Origin of the sequence: Paraburkholderia nodosa DSM 21604 (genome assembly GCF_000519185.1) — a bacterium.
Lineage (GTDB): Bacteria > Pseudomonadota > Gammaproteobacteria > Burkholderiales > Burkholderiaceae > Paraburkholderia > Paraburkholderia nodosa.
On record NZ_JAFA01000006.1, the window covers coordinates 324,725 to 342,113 of the forward strand.

A 17,389-nucleotide genomic window follows, 5' to 3' on the forward strand; every position below is an offset into this window, starting at 1 on the left:
TCGAGGGTTGCGATGCGCGGCAGGCGCGCAGTCAGGCGCTCAGCCAGACATCGGCGAAGTTGCCTTCCAGACCCTGCGCGCTCACCGTGTGATCGTGCACGCGCCGGTTGGCGAGCGTGACCATGCGCGGCGCGACGAGATTGAGGATCGGCAGATCGCGGTACACGGTCTGCTGGAACTGCTTGTAGAGGCTCACGCGGCGGCTTTCGTCGATTTCGACCGACGCCGCTTCGAGCAGACGGTCCGCTTCCGCGCTGCTGTAATGCGGCGCATTCGAGAACGGCACGCCGGGGCGGATATTCTTCGACCAGTAAAGGCGCTGCACGCCCACGGCCGGATCGAACAGCGTGTTGACACCGATGCTCGTGAAATCGAACTGGCGGTCGGCGTAGACACGCTTGAGAAATGACGGCAGATCCTGCGAGCGCACCGTGACGTCGATACCCACGCGCGCGAGCGCCGATTTCACGTAGCCGGCCTGGCGCTGGTACATGTCGCCATACGGCAGGTAATCGTGCGTCAGCCTGAAGCGCACGCCATCCGCGCCGCGCGGCTTGCCTGCCGCATCGAGCAGCGCCTCGGCCGCATGCGGGTCGAACGCGTAGGGTGTGATCTGCGCATCGTGATACGGCGAAGCGGGCGTGATGGGCGTGGGCGAGACGTCCGCATAACCGTAGGCCACGGTCTTTTGCACGACCTGCGCATTGATCGCATGCGCGATGGCCTGGCGCACGCGCGGGTCCTTGAGCACCGGATGATCGAGATTGAAATCGATCTCGGCCAAAGGCTCGAGGAAGCGGTAGCCGCGCGTTTCGGTCACGAGCTGCGGCAGTTGCGTGAGGCGCGGCAAGTCGGTGAGCGGCACGGGATTCTCGCCGCCCAGATCGAGCGCGCCGGTTTCAAACGCCGCCGAGCGCGCGGCCGGATCGGGAATGACCTTGTAGACGAGCGCATCGATATACGGCTTGCCCGCATCCCAGTAGTCGGGATTGCGCTCGTAGACGATGCTCGCGCCGCGCGTCCACGACTTGAAGCGAAACGGCCCGGTGCCAATCGGCGCGTTGTTGTGCGGGTTCGTAAGCGGATCGCCCGTGGCGTACAGGTGCTTCGGCACGATCGGCGACTCGCCGGCTGAAAGCGCCTTGAGCAGAAATGGCGCGGGCTTCGACAATTCGATGATGGCCGTGCTCGCGTCGGGCGTCTGCACCTTCGTCACGTTCGCAAAGGTACTGCGTCCGCGCGGGTGAATCGCCTTGAGCAAATCGACCGAGAACGCCACGTCCGCGGAAGTGAACGGCTGACCATCGTGCCAGCGCACGTTCTGCCGCAGCTTGAACGTGTAGCGCAGACCGTCGGGGCTCACAGTCCAGGCGGTAGCCAGCTGCGGTTGCGCTCGCAGGTCGAAGTCATAGGCAAGCAATCCTTCCAGTACCTTCGAGCTTGCGGCGAGCGCCGGTCCCGTGGTCTGGAAGATCGATACCAGCACGGGCGGCTCGGGATTGATCAGCACGTTCAATGTGCCACCGCGTTGGCGCGTAATGGCGCCCTGAGCGCGGGCGAGCGCTGGCAACCCCGCTGCGGCGGCGGCCGCGCCGGTCGCAACAAGAAATTCTCGACGAGTCAAACGTGACATGCTGATGCGTTCCGATATCAATGAGGCTAAGCGAGGCTAAACGTTGCGATCTGCGAGAGCCGGGAAAATCGCGCCGTGGCGACAGTGCTGCAATCGTAGCAACGGCCTCCTCGCGCGCTAACCAAGCGATGCTGCTATCCATATGACGTGGCGCGCCGAACTGCAAACGCAGCAGCACGACAACGCAATTGGAAAGCAGAAAAGCTTCTTTGTTATTCGCGTGCGGCGCGTGTTTAATCGATGGATCGACCTGCACGGCGCCCGGCGCCGCAACGAACCTCCAGGGTGTCTGTCTTGAGCGAAATTTCCGTGGCCGCGCCGCGTGCATCTTCTGTTGCATCGACGCCCTTTGTGTCCGTAGCCTCCCCGGCCGCCTTCTCCGATAGCCCGGTGGCGCGTGCCTTCGCGCAGCCGCTCATGCTGGGACTGTTCCTGCCGATCCAGGCTGGCGGATGGAGCGCATCGACGCTGCCGCGCGGCACGGACTGGTCGTTCGACTACAACGCCGCGCTCGTACAGAAGTGCGAAGCGCTCGGATTCGATCTCGTTTTCGCCCTGTCGCAATGGCTGCCGAAAGGCGGCTATGGCGGCGTGTTCGACGGCCATGCGCTCGACTCGTTCATGACGCTGGCGGCGCTGACCGCACGCACCGAGCGCATCATCCTGGCCGCCACGACCCATGTGCTCTATGGGCCCTGGCACCCGCTGCACTTCGCGAAGTTCACGGCCACGCTCGACCACATCTCGCGCGGACGCTGGGGCATCAACGTGGTCACGGGGCACCGCGCCGTCGAACACGAGATGTTCGGCTGGAACCGCATCGAGCACGACCGGCGCTATGAGATGGCCGGCGAATTTCTCGACGCCGTGCAGCAGTTGTGGGCGCAACCGGACAACTTCAGTTTCGAGCCGGAACTCTCGGACTGGCGCCTGCAAGGCGCGTACGTCACGCCCAAGCCGCGCTATGGACGCCCGCTGCTCATCAACGCGACGGGCTCCGATGCGGGGATCGACTTCGGCGCGCGCTACTCCGACGTGGTGTTCATCACGAGCCCGGCGGGACCGCAGATCGATCGCGCGCTGGAAGCGCTGCCCGCACACACCGCGCGCGTGAAGGCCGCGGCGCGCGCGTATGGGCGCGAGGTGCGCACGCTGATCAATCCGATGGTGATCTGCCGCGAGACGTCTGCCGAGGCGCGCGCGTATCACGACGCCATCGTCGCGCACGCCGACGAAGGAAGCTTTCACCGCTTCGACAGCGACGCGCACGCATGGCGCGGCGGTCTCGAGGATCGCGCGAAGGCGGCCTCACGCGCGGTGGGCGGCAACATCACGATCGTAGGCTCGCCCGACGAGGTGGCCGACAAGATCATCAAGCTTCACGCGGCAGGCATCGACGGCGTGCAACTGAGCTTCTACGATTTTCAGCCCGACCTCGATTTCTTCGGCGAACGCGTGCTGCCACTGTTGCACGAGGCTGGCTTGCGCCGCTGAATCGTGTACGCGCGGCGCCCGAAGCGCGCCGCGCAAGCCCCGCGTCAGGCGCGTTGGAGTTCCGCGCCAATCGCCTCCCCACGCACGCCCGGCCGTTCGAGCCCGAGATGCGAGCGCAAGGTGTTGCCTTCGTATTCGGTTCGAAAGAGCCCACGCCGTTGCAGGATCGGCACCACGCCGTTCACGAACGCCTCCAGCCCGTCCGGCAGCGCGTCGGGCATGAGGTTGAAGCCGTCGGCGGCCTCGCCCTCGAACCAGTGCTCGATATCGTCGGCGATCTGCTCAGGTGTACCGACGATCACGCGATGCCCGCCGCCTCCCGCGAGCGCGCGGATCAACTCGCGCACCGTATGGCCGCCTCGCCGCGCCTCGGCGATCGTGGCCTGAAAGAACGTGTGATTGCCGTTGCCGCCGTTGGGTAGCGCGAGGTCCTCCGGCAGGCGCGCATCGAGGTCGAGCTGATCGGGCGACAGGCCCAGCGTGCCGGCCAGGCGCGTGAGGCTGTAGCGCCACGGAATCTGCTCGACGAGTTCGTCGCGCCGCCGCAGCGCCTCGGCCTCGGTCGCGCCGATAATGGTCGTGAGGCCCGCGAGCACCTGCACGCCCTGCGTGCGCCCGTATGCCGAAGCGCGCGCATTGAGGTCGCGCCGGTACGCCACCGATTCCTCGAACGATTGCGAAGCGGAAAACACGGCCTCGGCGTGTCGCGCCGCGAGATCGCGGCCATCCCCCGATCCGCCCGCCTGCACGAGCACAGGATGACCTTGTGGCGCACGGGGAAGATTCAGCGGCCCCTGCACCCTGAAAAAGCGTCCTTCATGCGCGACCGGCCGCACCTTCGTCGCGTCGATGAAACGGCCGTTCGCCTTGTCGCCGATGAAGGCGTCGTCGTCCCAGCTGTCCCAGAGGGCCTTGACGAGTTCCGTGAACTCCGCAGCCCGCGCATAGCGCTGCGCGTGATCGGGCACCGTGTCGTGGCCGAAGTTGCGCGCCGACGGCAAATCGGCTGTCGTCACGACATTCCAGCCCGCACGGCCGCGACTGACATGATCGAGCGTGGCGAAGCGGCGCGCGATGTTGTAGGGCTCGTTGTAGCTCGTCGAAGCCGTGCCGATCACGCCGATATGCGTGGTCGCCGCCGCAATGCTGGCCAGCAGCACCGTGGGCTCGAGCGCCGTGATCGGACGGAAGTCGATCTGGTCGATGATCGCCGCGTTGTCGGCGAGAAAGACCGCGTCGAACTTCGCGCGTTCGGCCAGTTGCGCAACCCGCACATAGTGCGCGACGTCCACGAACGCGCGCGGATCGGCATCGGCAAGACGCCACGCCGATGGCACGAAGCCCGAATGCAGGATATTGACGTTCAAATGCAGGCGGCGCGACGTAGTTCGGCTCATTTTCTGGACTCTCCCTGGATCATGGGTTTCAAAATACGCGGCCTTCGGTGAGGTGCGTCGTCACGCCGTTCAAGGCATAGTCGCCCACCACACGCGCTTTGTGCAGCAGCGGGTTGTGACTGAAGATCGTGCGCAGGTTGCGCCAGTGCCGGTCGAAATTGTGCGCACGCGAAGTGGCCGACGCGCCGCCGGCTTCGAACAGGCGCTCGCCGGCTTCGAGCGCCAGCTTGCTCACCACGAGTTGCGTGCGCGCCGTCGCCAGCGCGCCTTCCAGCACGAGCTGATCTGCGTCCCGCGCACCCGCGCGGATCGCCTGCGCCGATCGATCGAGCGTGCGGGCGTTCTCGCGCACCAGCGCGTCGATCGCATGACTGTGCGCGGAGAGCGTGCCGACGACCTGCTGAATGAAGGCGTCCTCGCGCGCGGAGGGCGCCGTGCTGTGCAGTACGGGGCGACCGTGCTCCAGCACGTAACGCCTGGCATCCGCGACCACGTTGCGAACGATGCCCGCGGCCACCGCCACGAGGTGGAGCTGCCGCAGCGCGCCGCCATGACGGCCGGCGAGCGTGGCAAGGCCGCGTTCGGTGATCTCGTCCGCGCGCACCAGCAGATTCTCGAACACGAGACTGCCGCTCGCCGTCATGCGCTGGCCCATGCCGTCCCAGTCGTCGAGCACCGTGAGCCCTTCGCGCCGCACCGGCACGATCGCCACCACGGGCTGGCCCTCGTCGTTCAGCACGCTCAGGCGTGCGTAGTCGGAAAAGGCCGTGCCGGTCGAATAGTATTTGCGGCCGTCGAGCCGGTAATGCTCGCCGTCGCGCCTGAGCGCCGTGGTGTATTCGCCCGGACGCGACGTACCCAGCTCGGTCGAGGCGCCCCCGAAAATGGCGCCGTCGATCACGCGCTGGATCTGCAAATCGTTGAACGGCGTGCGAGCCGACAGCAGCAGCGCTTCGGTCTGGTCGTAATGAATCCGCAGCGCGTGCGCGAGATTGCTGTCGGCCGCGGCCAGCGTCGCGATCACATCGAATTCGTCCACGAGCGAGCCGCCCAGGCCGCCCCACTCCACCGGCAGCCTGAGGCGTCCCAGCCCTGAGCGCCGGAACGCGTCGAAGCCCTCGAAAGGCAATTCGCGGCGCCCTTCGCGCGCAGCCGCGTCGTTGCCGATTTCATTCGCAAGCGCGGGCAAGTCGGCGAGCGCCTCCTGCAACGACAAACTGGCCGCGCGAGCGCGCACTGGAAGTTGAGTGGGAAGAGCAGACATGGAGTTTTCCTTTTTGTCAGGCCCGCGAATGGATTGGATTCCCGGGCGGCCACAAGGCGTTTTGCCAGAAGGAAAAGTATAGGGAGCACATTGCGCGCGACTAACCACCGAATTCGCATTTTGTTATTCGCCTGTCTGCATTGGCCCGCAGTCCATGCAGTCGGGCAGCACGAGGTTGCGGCCAAAGCAAATCACCTCCGCGCGCGGACCTATTTCACGATTCGTTCTTTGACCTGGCCGCAGGCGCTTGCCGATAATCGATTGCTCCATGCCGCCCGCGCAGAGGTTCTGCGCGATGCGCCTGTTCGCGACCGAGGAATCTTCATGACGCTGCTCTGGTACACCCGTTGCCCTGCGCCGACGCCATTTGGCATCGCCGCGCAGCAAGGATTGCTGCAGGAGGAATTCGCCGCCGACGGCATCGAAGTCAAGGCATTGCAGGACGCCGACGACCCGGCCATCCGCCGCTCGCATTTCACGCATACGCAGCCGTGGTCGTTTCGTCAGGGCGGCAACATTCCGGCGCTATGGGCGCGGGCGCAAGGCAGCGACACGCGGCTCATCGGCGTGAGCTGGGTCGATGAGTTTCAGGCGCTCATCACGCTCGACCCGCACCTCACGCCCACGCGCGCCTCGCTCGCGGGGCGTCGATTCGGATTGCCGATCAATACCGCCGGCGAAGTGGTCGATTTTCACCGCGCCACCGCGCTGCGTGGCTTGCATACGCTGCTTGAGGCCATCGGCGTTTCGCCAGCCGACGTCGAGAGCGTGGATCTGCCGCACGAACCCCGTGGCCTCGCCCACGCAAAGCCCGACGAATCCGCAGCGCTCGCCGAGTGGCTCGATGCACAGCGCGCCCACGAATTCTCGCGCGAGGCCGCGGCCCTGCTGCGCGGCGAAGCCGACGTGGTGTTCGTCAAGGGCGCGACGGGCCTCGACATCGCCAACGTGCTCGGCGCGTGCGTGCTGGTCGACATCAGCGCGCATCCCGACCGGCGGGCGCACGCGAACAACGGTACGCCGCGCCCGCTCACGGTCGATGCGCAACTCCTGCGCGAGCGTCCCGACCTCGTCGAACGCGTGCTCGCGCGCACGCTCGACGTGGCCGCGTGGGCCGGCGCGCATCCCGGCGAAATCACGCGCTATGTCGCCCGCGAAGTGCGCAGCGCCGAGCACTGGGTCACACGCGCGTATGGCGCCGGCCTGCACAGGCAACTCGCGATCGGACTCGATGCCGGGGCACTCGACGCGCTCGCGCACTTCAAGCGCTTTCTCTTCGAGCACGGCTTTATCGCGGCGGATTTCGACTTCGCACACTGGGTCGATCCGGCGCCGCTCGAGGCGGCGCTGGCGCGGCGCGCGCAGCGCGCCGGCGTGCTCGCAGGTTAATCCAAGGGGCGCTGCCTGCCAGCGCGCATTTTCTCCAATCGCCTGTTGCCGAACCGATGATTGCTCTCCTCCTGCGCACGGCGCCACGCCGTGCCGTTCTGATGCTCCTCGTCATGGCGAGCGTGGCCGCACACGTTGCCGCGCACGCCCAAACGCGCGGCGGCACGCTCAATTTCGTGGTGACGCCGGAACCGACGGCGCTCGTGGATGTCGCCACGACGGCCGTGAATGTCCTCAAGGTCAGCCCGAAAGTGATTGAAGGTTTGCTCGACTACGACTTTGATCTGAAGCCCAAGCCGCTGCTCGCCACCGCATGGGAGATCGAGGATGGCGGCCGCCGCTACGTGTTTCATCTGCGGCACGGCGTGAAATGGCACGACGGTGCGCCGTTGACTTCGGCCGACGTTGCATGGTCGATCGAAACCTTGCGCCGGGTGCATCCGCGAGCGCGCACCACCTTCGCGAACGTCGCCGCGATCGCCACGCCGGACCCCTATACGGTCGTGCTGACGCTCAGCGAGCCCACGCCATGGCTGATACGTGCGTTCTCGGCTTCGGAAACGCCGATCCTGCCGAAGCACCTCTACGAGGGCAAGGACGTGCTCGCCAATCCGGCCAACAATGCGCCCATCGGCACCGGCCCGTTTCGCTTCGTCAAGTGGGTGCGCGGCAGCTACATCGAATATGCGCGCAACGACGACTACTGGAACGCCGGCAAGCCGTATCTGGATCGCATCATCGTGAAGATCATCGCCGATCCCGCCGCGCGCGCCGTGGCGTTCGAGGACAGCTCGGTCGATCTCGGCGGCGATACGCCCGTGCGGCTCGCCGACCTCGACCGCCTCAAGGCCAATCCGAAGCTCGGTATCGACACGCGCGGCTACGAGTTTCAGGCGGGCGTGGCGCGGATCGAGTTCAATCTCGACAATCCGGTGCTCAAGACGTTGAAGGTGCGACAGGCGATTGCCTCGGCGATCGATCGCGAAGTCATCCGCAGGGTGATCTACTACGGCTACGCGACGCCTACCGCGAGCCCGCTGATGCCGTCGAACCCCTACTACGACGCGGCGCCCGCGCCCTACCCGTTCGACGTGGCGCGCGCGAATCGTCTGCTCGACGAGGCCGGTTATCCGCGCAAGGCGGACGGCACGCGCTTCGCGCTCACGCTCGACCCGCTGCCCATTGGCGACCTGCCGGCGCGCACGGGCGAGTACATCAAGTCGGCGCTCGCCCGCGTGGGCATCGCCGTGACGATCCGCAACCAGGATCTGGCGGCCTATTTGAAACGCGTTTATACCGACCGGCAATTCGACTTCACCGTGAATGGCATGAGCAATCTGTTCGATCCGGTGGTGGGTGTGGCGCGTTTGTATACGACCGACAACTTCCGCCCCGGCGTGCCCTTCACCAACGGCTCGCATTACGGCAACCCGCAAATCGACGGCCTGTTTGCGCAAGCCGCGCGCGAGAGCGATGAAACGAAACGCAAGCAGCAGTTCGCGCAGATCCAGCGCATTCTGGAGCACGATCTACCGGACCTGAATCTCGTGGCGCCGCAGTGGGTGACGCTGGCCTCGAAGCGCGTGCACGACCACTCCAATTCACCCGACGGCACGGCCGCGAGTTTCGCCGATGTCTGGCTGTCGCGCTGAGCGCGCTCACGTCGCACTGTTTGAATGAACCAGGGATACTACATGGACTACCGGCAACTGGGCCATAGCGGCCTGAAAATCTCCACGCTGACGCTTGGCACGATGATGTTCGGCGGACCAACCGACGACGCCACGGCCGAACGCATCATCGGCGCCGCGCAGGAGCAAGGCGTGAATTCGATCGATACCGCCGACGTCTACCACCAGGGCGCATCGGAGCGCGTGGTGGGCAGGCATATCGCCCGGCAACGCGATCGCTGGGTGCTCGCCACGAAGTTTGGCAACCCCATCGGCAACCCGTCCGGTTCCGCGCCCGGCAGCGGCAGCCGCGATATCAACGCGGCCGGCGCGTCGCGCAAGCATGTGATCCGCGCGGTCGAAGCGAGCCTCGCGCGGCTCAATACCGATTATCTGGACCTCGTGTATCTGCATCGCGAAGATCACCAGACACCGGTCGAGGAAACCGTGCGGGCGCTGGGCGATCTGATCGCGGCCGGCAAGCTGCGACACTACGGGCTGTCGAATCATCGCGCCTGGCGCATTGCCGAGTTCAGCCGCGTGGCCGATTTGCTGGGCGTGCCGCGGCCCGTTGCGAGCCAGCCGCTCTACAACCTTGCCAACAGGCAGGTCGAGGCGGAGCAGTTGAGCGCCGCCTGGCACTATGGACTCGGCGTGATCTCATACAGCCCGCTCGCGCGCGGCGTGCTGACCGGCAAGTACGAGCCCGGTGCCCAGCCCGGCGCCGACACGCGCGCGGGACGGCAGGACCGCCGCTTGAGCGAGACCGAATGGCGCGCCGAAACGATCGAACTCGCGCGGCGCGTGGAGGCGCATGCACAGGCGCGCAACCTCACCGCCGCGCAGTTCGCGCTGGCGTGGGTGCTCAATAGCCGCTATATCACATCGGCGATCGCGGGGCCGCGCACCGAAGCGCAATGGCGCGACTATCTGCCCGCGCTGCAGTATCGCCTCGATGAGGATGACGAAGCATTTGTCGACTCGCTCGTGGCAAGCGGACATCCTTCGACACCGGGATTCAACGACCCCGGTCACCCGTTCTTCGGACGCCTCGTGCGCCACGGCGCCGCGCAAGACCCGCGTGCGCCGGGCGGTGGACGCTGATCGCCCAGGGAGAGCACCGTGAACGCATTCACTCCGGACGCCGCGCTCGCGCGCGACGAGGATCAGGCCACCGCGTTGCTCGAGCGCGCGGCGCGGCTCGGCCGCGCGTTTGCCACCGTGGCCGACGAGCATGACCGCAATGCCGCCCCGCCGCTCGATCAATTCCACGCGTTGCGCGAAGCGGGCCTGCTGCGCGCGAATATCGCCCGCAGCGACGGCGGCTTCGGCGCGGGGCTCGCATTGGCGCGCGCAATCGTGGCCGAAATCGCCTATGGCGATCCGTCGGTCGCGCTCATTCTCTCGATGCACTACAGCCAGCACGCCATGATCGTGCACGACGCGCGCGAGAACACAGGCAACTGGCCCGCGGCGCTCGCGCAGCGCCTCACGCGGGCGAGCGTGGCAGGCCGCGCGCTCGTCAACGCGGCCCAGGTCGAGCCGGCGCTCGGTTCGCCCTCGCACGGCGGCCTGCCGGAAACGCTCGCGCGCCGCGAAGGCGCCACGTGGCGCATCACGGGACACAAACTCTATGTGACGGGCGCGCCCTTGCTTACGTGGATCAACGTGCTCGCCCGCACCGACGAACCGGAGCCGCGTCTCGGCCATTTTCTCGTGCCCCGCGAGGCGGCGGGCGTGCGCATCGTGGAGACCTGGGACCCGCTAGGCGTGCGGGCGAGTGCGAGCCACGATGTGGTGTTCACGGACGTGGCGATTTCCGTCGACGATGTGGTCGGCTTGAGGCCGGCCCATCTCGGCGTGCAGCGCGATCCGCACGCCACGGCGTGGTACTTCAGCCTGGTCGGTACGGTCTACGACGGCGCGGCGCGTGCGGCGCGCGACTGGCTGCTCGCCTTCCTCACCGAGCGCAAGCCCGCCGCGTTAGGGGGTGCCGCGCTCGCCACCGTTCCCATCGTGCAGGAAAGCGTGGGGCGCATCGAGATGCTGCTGGCGAGCAACGACTGGCTGCTGCGCACCCATGCCGAAGCGATCGACACAGGCACCGCGCCCGCCGAGCTGTCTGCCGTCGTCAAGCACAACGTGGTGGACAACGCCATTCAGGCCGTGGATATCGCGCTCGAACTCGCGGGCAACCACGGGATTGCGCGGCACAATCCGCTCGAGCGCCATCACCGCAATGTGCAGTGCGCACGCATTCACGCGCCCTCCAACAGCTTGTTGCGCGCCATGGCGGCGCGTCGCGCGCTGGGCTTGTGAGTTGTGAGAAAGCCCCGGCGTGCGCGGGAAGCGGCCGGGGCTGATGAAAAAATCGTCGCGCTAAACGATTCCTGGCGCTGCCGCTTCGAGCACGTTTACGCGTTTCGGAATCAGCTTGAGGTCGAAGAAGGTATTGGCGATCTGCTGCTGCTCGGCGAGGATGGCCTTCGTGATCGGACCCGTGCCGAATTGCACGCGCCCGATCGCCTCGCTGACCACATCGTTCGGCAGGCCCCACACCTGGGCGAGCTGGGCGGCGAGCGCGGCCCGGTTAGCCTGCCCCCACTGATCGATCTGACTCAATTCGTCGATGAGGATCTTGATGACATCCGGGTTTTGTTTCGCGTAACCGAGCGACGAAAAATAGTAGGCGCGGTTGCCGACCACGCCGCTCGCATCGGCGAGAATGCGGGCGTCGAGGGTCTTTTGCGCGGCGGCGAGAAACGGATCCCAGATCACCCACGCGTCGATGGCGCCGCGCTCGAACGCCGCGCGCGCATCGGCGGGCGCGAGGAACACGATTTTCACATCGCCATACTGAATGTTGTGCGCCTGCAGCAGCTTCACGAGGAAATAATGGACGTTGCTGCCGCGATTGAGCGCGATGGTCTTGCCCTTGAGATCCGCCACGTTGCGGATGGCCGAGGCGTGCGGCACGAGCACCGCTTCCGCTTGCGGCCGTGGCACCGTGGCCGCGACATAGGCGAGCGGCGCGCCGGCCGCCTGCGCGAAGATGGGCGGCGCCTCGCCGACGTCGCCAAAGTCGATCGAGCCGACGTTGAGGGCTTCGAGTTGCACCGGGCCTGCATCGAACTCTGTCCATGTGACCGCGACACCGAGGGGAGCCAGCCGTTTCTCCAGCGTGCCGCGTCCTTTCAGCAGGCTCAGATAACCCTTCTGATTGCCTATGCGCAGCGTACGCGATGCGTTGGCCGCGCGCGCGGGTAACGCGCTGAGCACCGGCAAGGCGGCGAGCGCAGCGGCTCTGGCTGAGATTCGAATGAAGTTGCGGCGTGCGTTCATGCGTGGCTGCCTCGGCGATAGATAAGAAAGAAGCCGATGTTATAAGCCGCGCGGCAGCGTGAAAACCATCAAATCCTGCGCTTCTAATTCCCGCTAAAGATAACCACGCGGTTTCGTAATCCATGCAGGCATCCGATATGTAAATCTCGAATTAATATTGGCCGCCCACGAAAGCCCCAACCATAATCGGCCTTTCCAGATCACGAAGTCACTCATCATGCGATATCGATTAGTTATCCAAATATTATTTTCCACTATCGCGCTGTTTGCGCTGCAAACGCCGGCGGTCCACGCCGCCGATAACGCCGCGCACGTGTTGCGGGTCGGCTTTGTGCCCGGACCGTACGCCGACGAGTTCCGCGAAGGCGTCGAGCCGCAGCTCAAGCGCAAGGGCTACACCATCCAGTACGTGAACTTCAGCACCGGGCTCGAGGCGAACCAGGCCGTGTGGCACGGCGAAATCGCCGCCGACGTGATGCAGCACAGCGTCTATCTGAAGGCATACAACGACCGGAACGGCACCGACCTCGTCGGCGTCGTGCAAGTGCCGACGCCACCCATGGGCCTCTACTCTACCCGCCATCATTCGCTCTCCGAGGTGAAGGCCGGCGCAACGGTTGCCGTGCCGAACGACCCCGTCAACCTCGAACGTGCGCTCAAGATTCTCCAGGCGATCGGCTGGATTCGCATTCGCGAGAATCCCAATCCCGTCGATGTCTCCGAACGTGACGTGGTTGCCAATCCCGCCGGCATTCGCATCGTCCCGCTCGAAACCGCACAGGCGCCGCGCGCACTCGAGGACGTCGATTTCGCGGCCATCCAGGGCAACTTCGCCATTTCCAGCGGGCACCGTCTGACCGAAGCACTCGCACTCGAACAAATGCGCTCGCCTTACGTGAATCAGGTGGTCGTCAAATCGGCAAACCGTCAGTCACAGGAAACGGCCGATATCGTCGCGGCCTATCGTTCGGACGAGTTCCGTGCGGCGATCCTGCGCAACCCGACCTACCAGGGCTATCGCCTGCCCGATTATTTTCCGCATTAACTCGTTCGATGTTTCCGATGCTTTTGCCTCGACCACGGCTTGAATAAGCCCACAACCATGAAAAGAACACTTCTCGCGCTCACTACCATTGCACTGTCCCCCGTCGCATCCTATGCCCAAAGTAGCGTGACGCTCTACGGCATCGTCACGGGCAACGTGACCTACACGAACAACGTTCAGACGGCGGCAACGCCTGCCGGTGGCAAGCCCACCGGTGGCGGCCAGGTCGCCCAGTTCGACAGCGGCACCTCGGGCCCGAGTTCGAGCCGCTGGGGCCTGAAAGGCACCGAAGATCTGGGCGGCAGCGTGAAGACGCTGTTCGTGCTCGAAAGCGGCTTCAGCGTCAGCAACGGCACGCTCGGCCAGGGCGGCACCCTGTTCGGCCGTCAGGCCTGGATCGGGGTCACCGCACCCAATTACGGCATCGCCTCGCTCGGGCGCCAGTCCGACGCCGCGGTGGATTATGTGTCGCCGCTGCTCTACGCCTGGTACTTCGGCAACCTCGCGATCCATCCGGCCGACTACGACAATCTGAATTTCACGCACCGCATCAACAACGCGATCAAGTACAGTTCGGACTCCTTCGCAGGATTCCGGTTCGGCGCGCTGTACAGCCTGGGCGGGATAGCCGGCAACTTCACGCAGAACCAGTACTGGTCCGCGGGCGTTAGCTATACCGGGCCGAGCGTTGCGGTCGCGGCGTCCATCATCAACGCGCGCAACCCGAACACTTCGCTCTATGGCACGAATGCGAATGCGAGCGCCACCGGCAACAATCTCGGCTCCGCCGGGTCCGCCACGACGCCGGCATCGAACCCGTCCATCTCGGGTTTCGCCTCCGCCCGCACGCAGCAGACGGTCGCCGTGGCCTCGACCTGGACGATCGGGTCGGCCATCCTGGGCCTCGCCTGGTCCAATACGCAATATCGCGACCTCGGCGCCACTGCCGCGCTGAACACGCAGAACTACCACGGCACGGCCTCGTTCAATACGGTGGGGGCGAGCGTGCGTTACCAGGTTACGCCGTTCCTGCGCGTAGGCACCTCGTTCGATTACACGAACGGCGGCAACCTGAACGGGACGGGCGGCGCGCGCTATGAGCAGTGGAATCTGGGCGCCGGCTACTCACTCTCGAAAGCCACCGAACTGTACACAACGGCTGCGTACCAGCATGCAAGCGGCGTCGACTCGTGGGGCCGCCAGGCGGTCGCGGACATCGGCTATCTCTCGCCCTCGACAACCTCGAATCAGGTTGCGGTGTCGGCCGGCATCAAGCACCTCTTCTAACCCGCAATACGAGCCGCGGCCCGGTCAGTTTGACCGGGCCGCGCGATCGTCCAGCCTGTTGGACAAAGAGGCGTTCCTTTGGACGCGCACGCGCATCCGCCCTACGATGCGTGTCGCAACACTCACTCCGGAATGCCTGCCATGTCCTCAACATCCGCTTATCTCCCGCACGATCTCGATAGCGCGCTGCTCGTCGGCCGCGTCTGGCGGCCCACCCCGGAGGGTGACGGACCCTGCGTCGTCGTCGTGCGCGGGGGCATGGTCTTCGATATTTCCGAGGTGGCCCCCACCACGGCCGACCTGTTCGACTACGACGATCTGCTCGATGTCGTGCGCCACACGCCCGGCGAGCTGCTCGGCACGGCCGAGGCGCTGCTCGAACACAGCTTCGCGGGCGATCGCCCCGCGGATCGCCCCTGGCTGCTCGCGCCCTGCGACCTGCAGGCGATCAAGGCCTGCGGCGTGACGTTCGCGGTGAGTCTTCTCGAACGCGTGATCGAAGAACAGGCCGGCGGTGATCCCGCCAAAGCCCAGGACGTGCGCACCGATATCACGAAGCTGATCGGCACCGATCTTTCGACAATCAAGCCCGGGTCCGAGGCCGCGACCAAACTGAAGGAAGAACTTCAGCGCCGAGGCGCGTGGTCGCAATACATGGAAGTCGGCATCGGTCCGGACGCCGAGGTGTTCTCGAAGTCCCAGCCGATGTCCGCGGTGGGCTTCGGCGCCGATATCGGCCTGCATCCCGCCTCGGCGTGGAATAACCCCGAGCCCGAGATCGTTCTTGCGGTCAACAGCCGCGGCGAAGTGGTCGGGGCGACGCTCGGCAACGACGTCAACCTGCGCGATATCGAAGGCCGCTCCGCCCTGCTGCTCGGCAAATGCAAGGACAACAACGGCTCGTGCGCGATCGGCCCGTTCATTCGTTTATTCGACGAAGCCTTCACGCTCGACACGGTTCGCGCCACCAGCGTCTCGCTGCGCGTGGAAGGCACGGACGACGGCTTCCTGCTCGAAGGCGTGAGCCACATGCAGGAAATCAGCCGCGACCCGCTCGATCTCGTTTCGCAGGCATGGGGCCGCCATCATCAGTATCCGGACGGATTCATGCTGTTTCTCGGCACGATGTTCTCGCCGATCAAGGACCGCGACGCGCCCGGCGGCGGCTTCACGCATCACCTCGGCGACCGGGTCACGATCAGCGCGCCGCCGCTTGGCGCCATCGTCAACACCGTGCGCCTTTGCACCGAAATCGAACCGTGGACGTTCGGCGTGCGCGCCCTCTATACCAATCTCGCCGAGCGCGGTCTTTTTTAATCTGGAGTGAATTCGTAATGCAGACAGAAAACAACGTGACGTTCGCGCGTATCGACGAAGCCGCCGCGCTCGCGCATGAAGCGCAGGCCCTTTACGGCGCGGCTTCGCGCGCCGTGCGCAGCGCCCTGTTGCGCGGCCTCGCCGACGCGCTCGAACGCGACGCCGCGCAACTCGTCGCCATCGCCGACGAAGAAACGTCGCTTGGCGCCGCACGTTTGAATGGCGAGCTCGCGCGCACCGCGTTTCAGCTGCGCGGCTTTGCCGAGCGCGTGGAAGCGGGCATCGCCAATCGCCACGTCGACGACGCAGCCGTGCCCGGCGCACCGCCCGCGGGCCGCCCGCACCTCACGCGCGTGCAATTGCCGCTGGGGCCGGTGGCGATGTTCTCCGCGAGCAATTTCCCGTTTGCGTTCTCGGTACTCGGCGGCGATACGGCCTCTGCACTCGCTGCGGGTTGCACCGTGATCGTCAAGCCGCACTCGGGCCATCCCGAACTGTCGCGCCGCGTGCATGCGCTTGCCGCGCGTGTGCTGCGCGAACAGGGCTTGCCCGAAGGCGTGATTGCGTTCGTCGATCAGGCTTCGCGCGAGGCGGCCGTGCATCTCGTCGGTCATGCCGACGTCGCGGCGGTGGCGTTCACGGGTTCGTATCAGGGCGGCGTGGCCCTGTGGCGCGCGGCCAACGCGCGTCGCCGGCCGATTCCGTTTTATGGCGAACTCGGCTCGATCAATCCGCTCGTCGTGCTGCCGTCAGCGCTCGCCGAAGGCGTCGACACGCCTGCTGCCACCCTTGCTGCCTCGATCACGATGGGCTGCGGGCAGTTCTGCACGAGCCCGGGGTTGATCGTCGTGCGCGACGACGAAAATGGCGAGCGCTTCGTAGCGGCGCTGGCGCAAGCGTTGTCCGCGCAAAAGCCGCATGCCATGCTCACGTCCGCCATGCGCCGCGGTTTCGAAAGCGCCGCCGCGCATATCGCGAGCCAGACGGACGTGCGCGTGCGTCTCGCCGCGCCGGCACACGACGAAGAAGCCGCAGCGCCCGCGCCGCGTCTGTTCGAAACCGATGCACAGACGTTCATCGCCAACGCGGCACTGCACGAAGAGATGTTCGGCCCGGCCGCGCTGATCGTGAAGGTGCGCGACGAGGCGCAGACGCTCGACGTGCTCGGCGCGGTCGAAGGTTCGCTCACAGTCACGCTGTGGGGCGCGCAAGCCGATACGCCGGCCAATCGCGCGCTCGCCGTTGCTGCGCAACGTATCGCAGGTCGCGTGCTGTTTGGCGGCGTGCCAACGGGCGTCGCCGTGTGCGATGCACAGCAGCACGGCGGCCCGTGGCCCGCTTCGACGCAGCCGCAAACCACCTCGGTCGGCTATGCGGCGATCGAGCGCTTCCTGCGCCCCGTAGCGTTGCAGGATGCGCCGCAGTGGGCGATTGCCGCGACGAGCGGAACGGCAGTGGCATAAGGCGCCACGCGCACGATTGAAGCAGCAAAAAAGAGCGGAGACCGGAGATTGAATCCGGTCTCCGCTTTTCACTTTCAGCGCCTGCGAC

13 protein-coding genes are annotated in these 17,389 nt (G+C 65.8%); 9 read left to right on the top strand and 4 right to left on the bottom strand.

Annotation, left to right across the window (positions count from 1 at the left end; genetic code table 11):
* Positions 1–31: 31 nt before the first annotated feature.
* Entirely contained in the window at positions 32–1,633 is a 1,602-nt protein-coding gene (locus tag A3CW_RS0111450; protein ID WP_028203693.1) for an ABC transporter substrate-binding protein, read from the bottom strand.
* A 294-nt stretch (positions 1,634–1,927) separates the two neighbouring features.
* On the opposite strand from A3CW_RS0111450, the gene A3CW_RS0111455 reads away from it, so the two are divergent.
* Positions 1,928–3,127 carry an LLM class flavin-dependent oxidoreductase gene (locus A3CW_RS0111455; RefSeq protein ID WP_028203694.1) on the top strand — a complete coding sequence of 400 codons (1,200 nt, stop codon included), beginning with the start codon at positions 1,928–1,930 and terminating at the stop codon, positions 3,125–3,127.
* A gap of 44 nt (positions 3,128–3,171) precedes the next feature.
* Here A3CW_RS0111455 and A3CW_RS0111460 read toward each other — a convergent pair whose 3' ends face one another.
* Positions 3,172–4,524, bottom strand: coding sequence for an LLM class flavin-dependent oxidoreductase (locus A3CW_RS0111460; RefSeq protein ID WP_028203695.1), 1,353 nt, complete (start codon positions 4,522–4,524; stop codon positions 3,172–3,174).
* Between the two features lie 28 nt (positions 4,525–4,552).
* Positions 4,553–5,788, bottom strand: a complete 1,236-nt coding sequence (locus tag A3CW_RS0111465) for an acyl-CoA dehydrogenase family protein (protein ID WP_051481390.1) — start codon at positions 5,786–5,788, stop codon at positions 4,553–4,555.
* 324 nt (positions 5,789–6,112) lie between these two features.
* Between A3CW_RS0111465 and A3CW_RS0111470 the strand changes: the two genes are divergently transcribed.
* From A3CW_RS0111470 to A3CW_RS0111485, 4 genes are read left to right on the top strand one after another with little or no spacing between them, the layout of a single operon-like run.
* Positions 6,113–7,177: an ABC transporter substrate-binding protein gene (locus A3CW_RS0111470; RefSeq protein WP_028203697.1), complete on the top strand. Its 1,065-nt coding sequence runs from the start codon at positions 6,113–6,115 to the stop codon at positions 7,175–7,177.
* Between the two features lie 56 nt (positions 7,178–7,233).
* Complete coding sequence (locus tag A3CW_RS0111475; RefSeq protein WP_051481391.1) at positions 7,234–8,829, top strand: ABC transporter substrate-binding protein; 1,596 nt, start codon at positions 7,234–7,236, stop codon at positions 8,827–8,829.
* A gap of 42 nt (positions 8,830–8,871) precedes the next feature.
* The gene (locus A3CW_RS0111480; RefSeq protein WP_028203699.1) at positions 8,872–9,951 is read left to right on the top strand and encodes an aldo/keto reductase; all 1,080 of its coding nucleotides are present in this window, start codon (positions 8,872–8,874) and stop codon (positions 9,949–9,951) included.
* A gap of 18 nt (positions 9,952–9,969) precedes the next feature.
* Entirely contained in the window at positions 9,970–11,166 is a 1,197-nt protein-coding gene (locus tag A3CW_RS0111485) for an acyl-CoA dehydrogenase family protein (RefSeq protein ID WP_051481392.1), read from the top strand.
* Positions 11,167–11,226: 60 nt separating this feature from the next.
* Here A3CW_RS0111485 and A3CW_RS0111490 read toward each other — a convergent pair whose 3' ends face one another.
* Entirely contained in the window at positions 11,227–12,189 is a 963-nt protein-coding gene (locus A3CW_RS0111490) for a sulfonate ABC transporter substrate-binding protein (protein ID WP_028203701.1), read from the bottom strand.
* Positions 12,190–12,406: 217 nt separating this feature from the next.
* Between A3CW_RS0111490 and A3CW_RS0111495 the strand changes: the two genes are divergently transcribed.
* From A3CW_RS0111495 to A3CW_RS0111510, 4 genes are all read left to right on the top strand, one after another.
* Complete coding sequence (locus A3CW_RS0111495) at positions 12,407–13,234, top strand: MetQ/NlpA family ABC transporter substrate-binding protein (RefSeq protein ID WP_028203702.1); 828 nt, start codon at positions 12,407–12,409, stop codon at positions 13,232–13,234.
* A gap of 57 nt (positions 13,235–13,291) precedes the next feature.
* A complete protein-coding gene (locus A3CW_RS0111500) occupies positions 13,292–14,521 on the top strand; it encodes a porin (protein WP_028203703.1) in 1,230 nt (409 codons plus the stop codon).
* Positions 14,522–14,662: 141 nt separating this feature from the next.
* The gene (locus A3CW_RS0111505) at positions 14,663–15,838 is read left to right on the top strand and encodes a fumarylacetoacetate hydrolase family protein (protein WP_028203704.1); all 1,176 of its coding nucleotides are present in this window, start codon (positions 14,663–14,665) and stop codon (positions 15,836–15,838) included.
* Between the two features lie 17 nt (positions 15,839–15,855).
* Positions 15,856–17,301, top strand: a complete 1,446-nt coding sequence (locus A3CW_RS0111510; protein ID WP_028203705.1) for an aldehyde dehydrogenase (NADP(+)) — start codon at positions 15,856–15,858, stop codon at positions 17,299–17,301.
* The last annotated feature ends 88 nt before the right edge of the window (positions 17,302–17,389 follow it).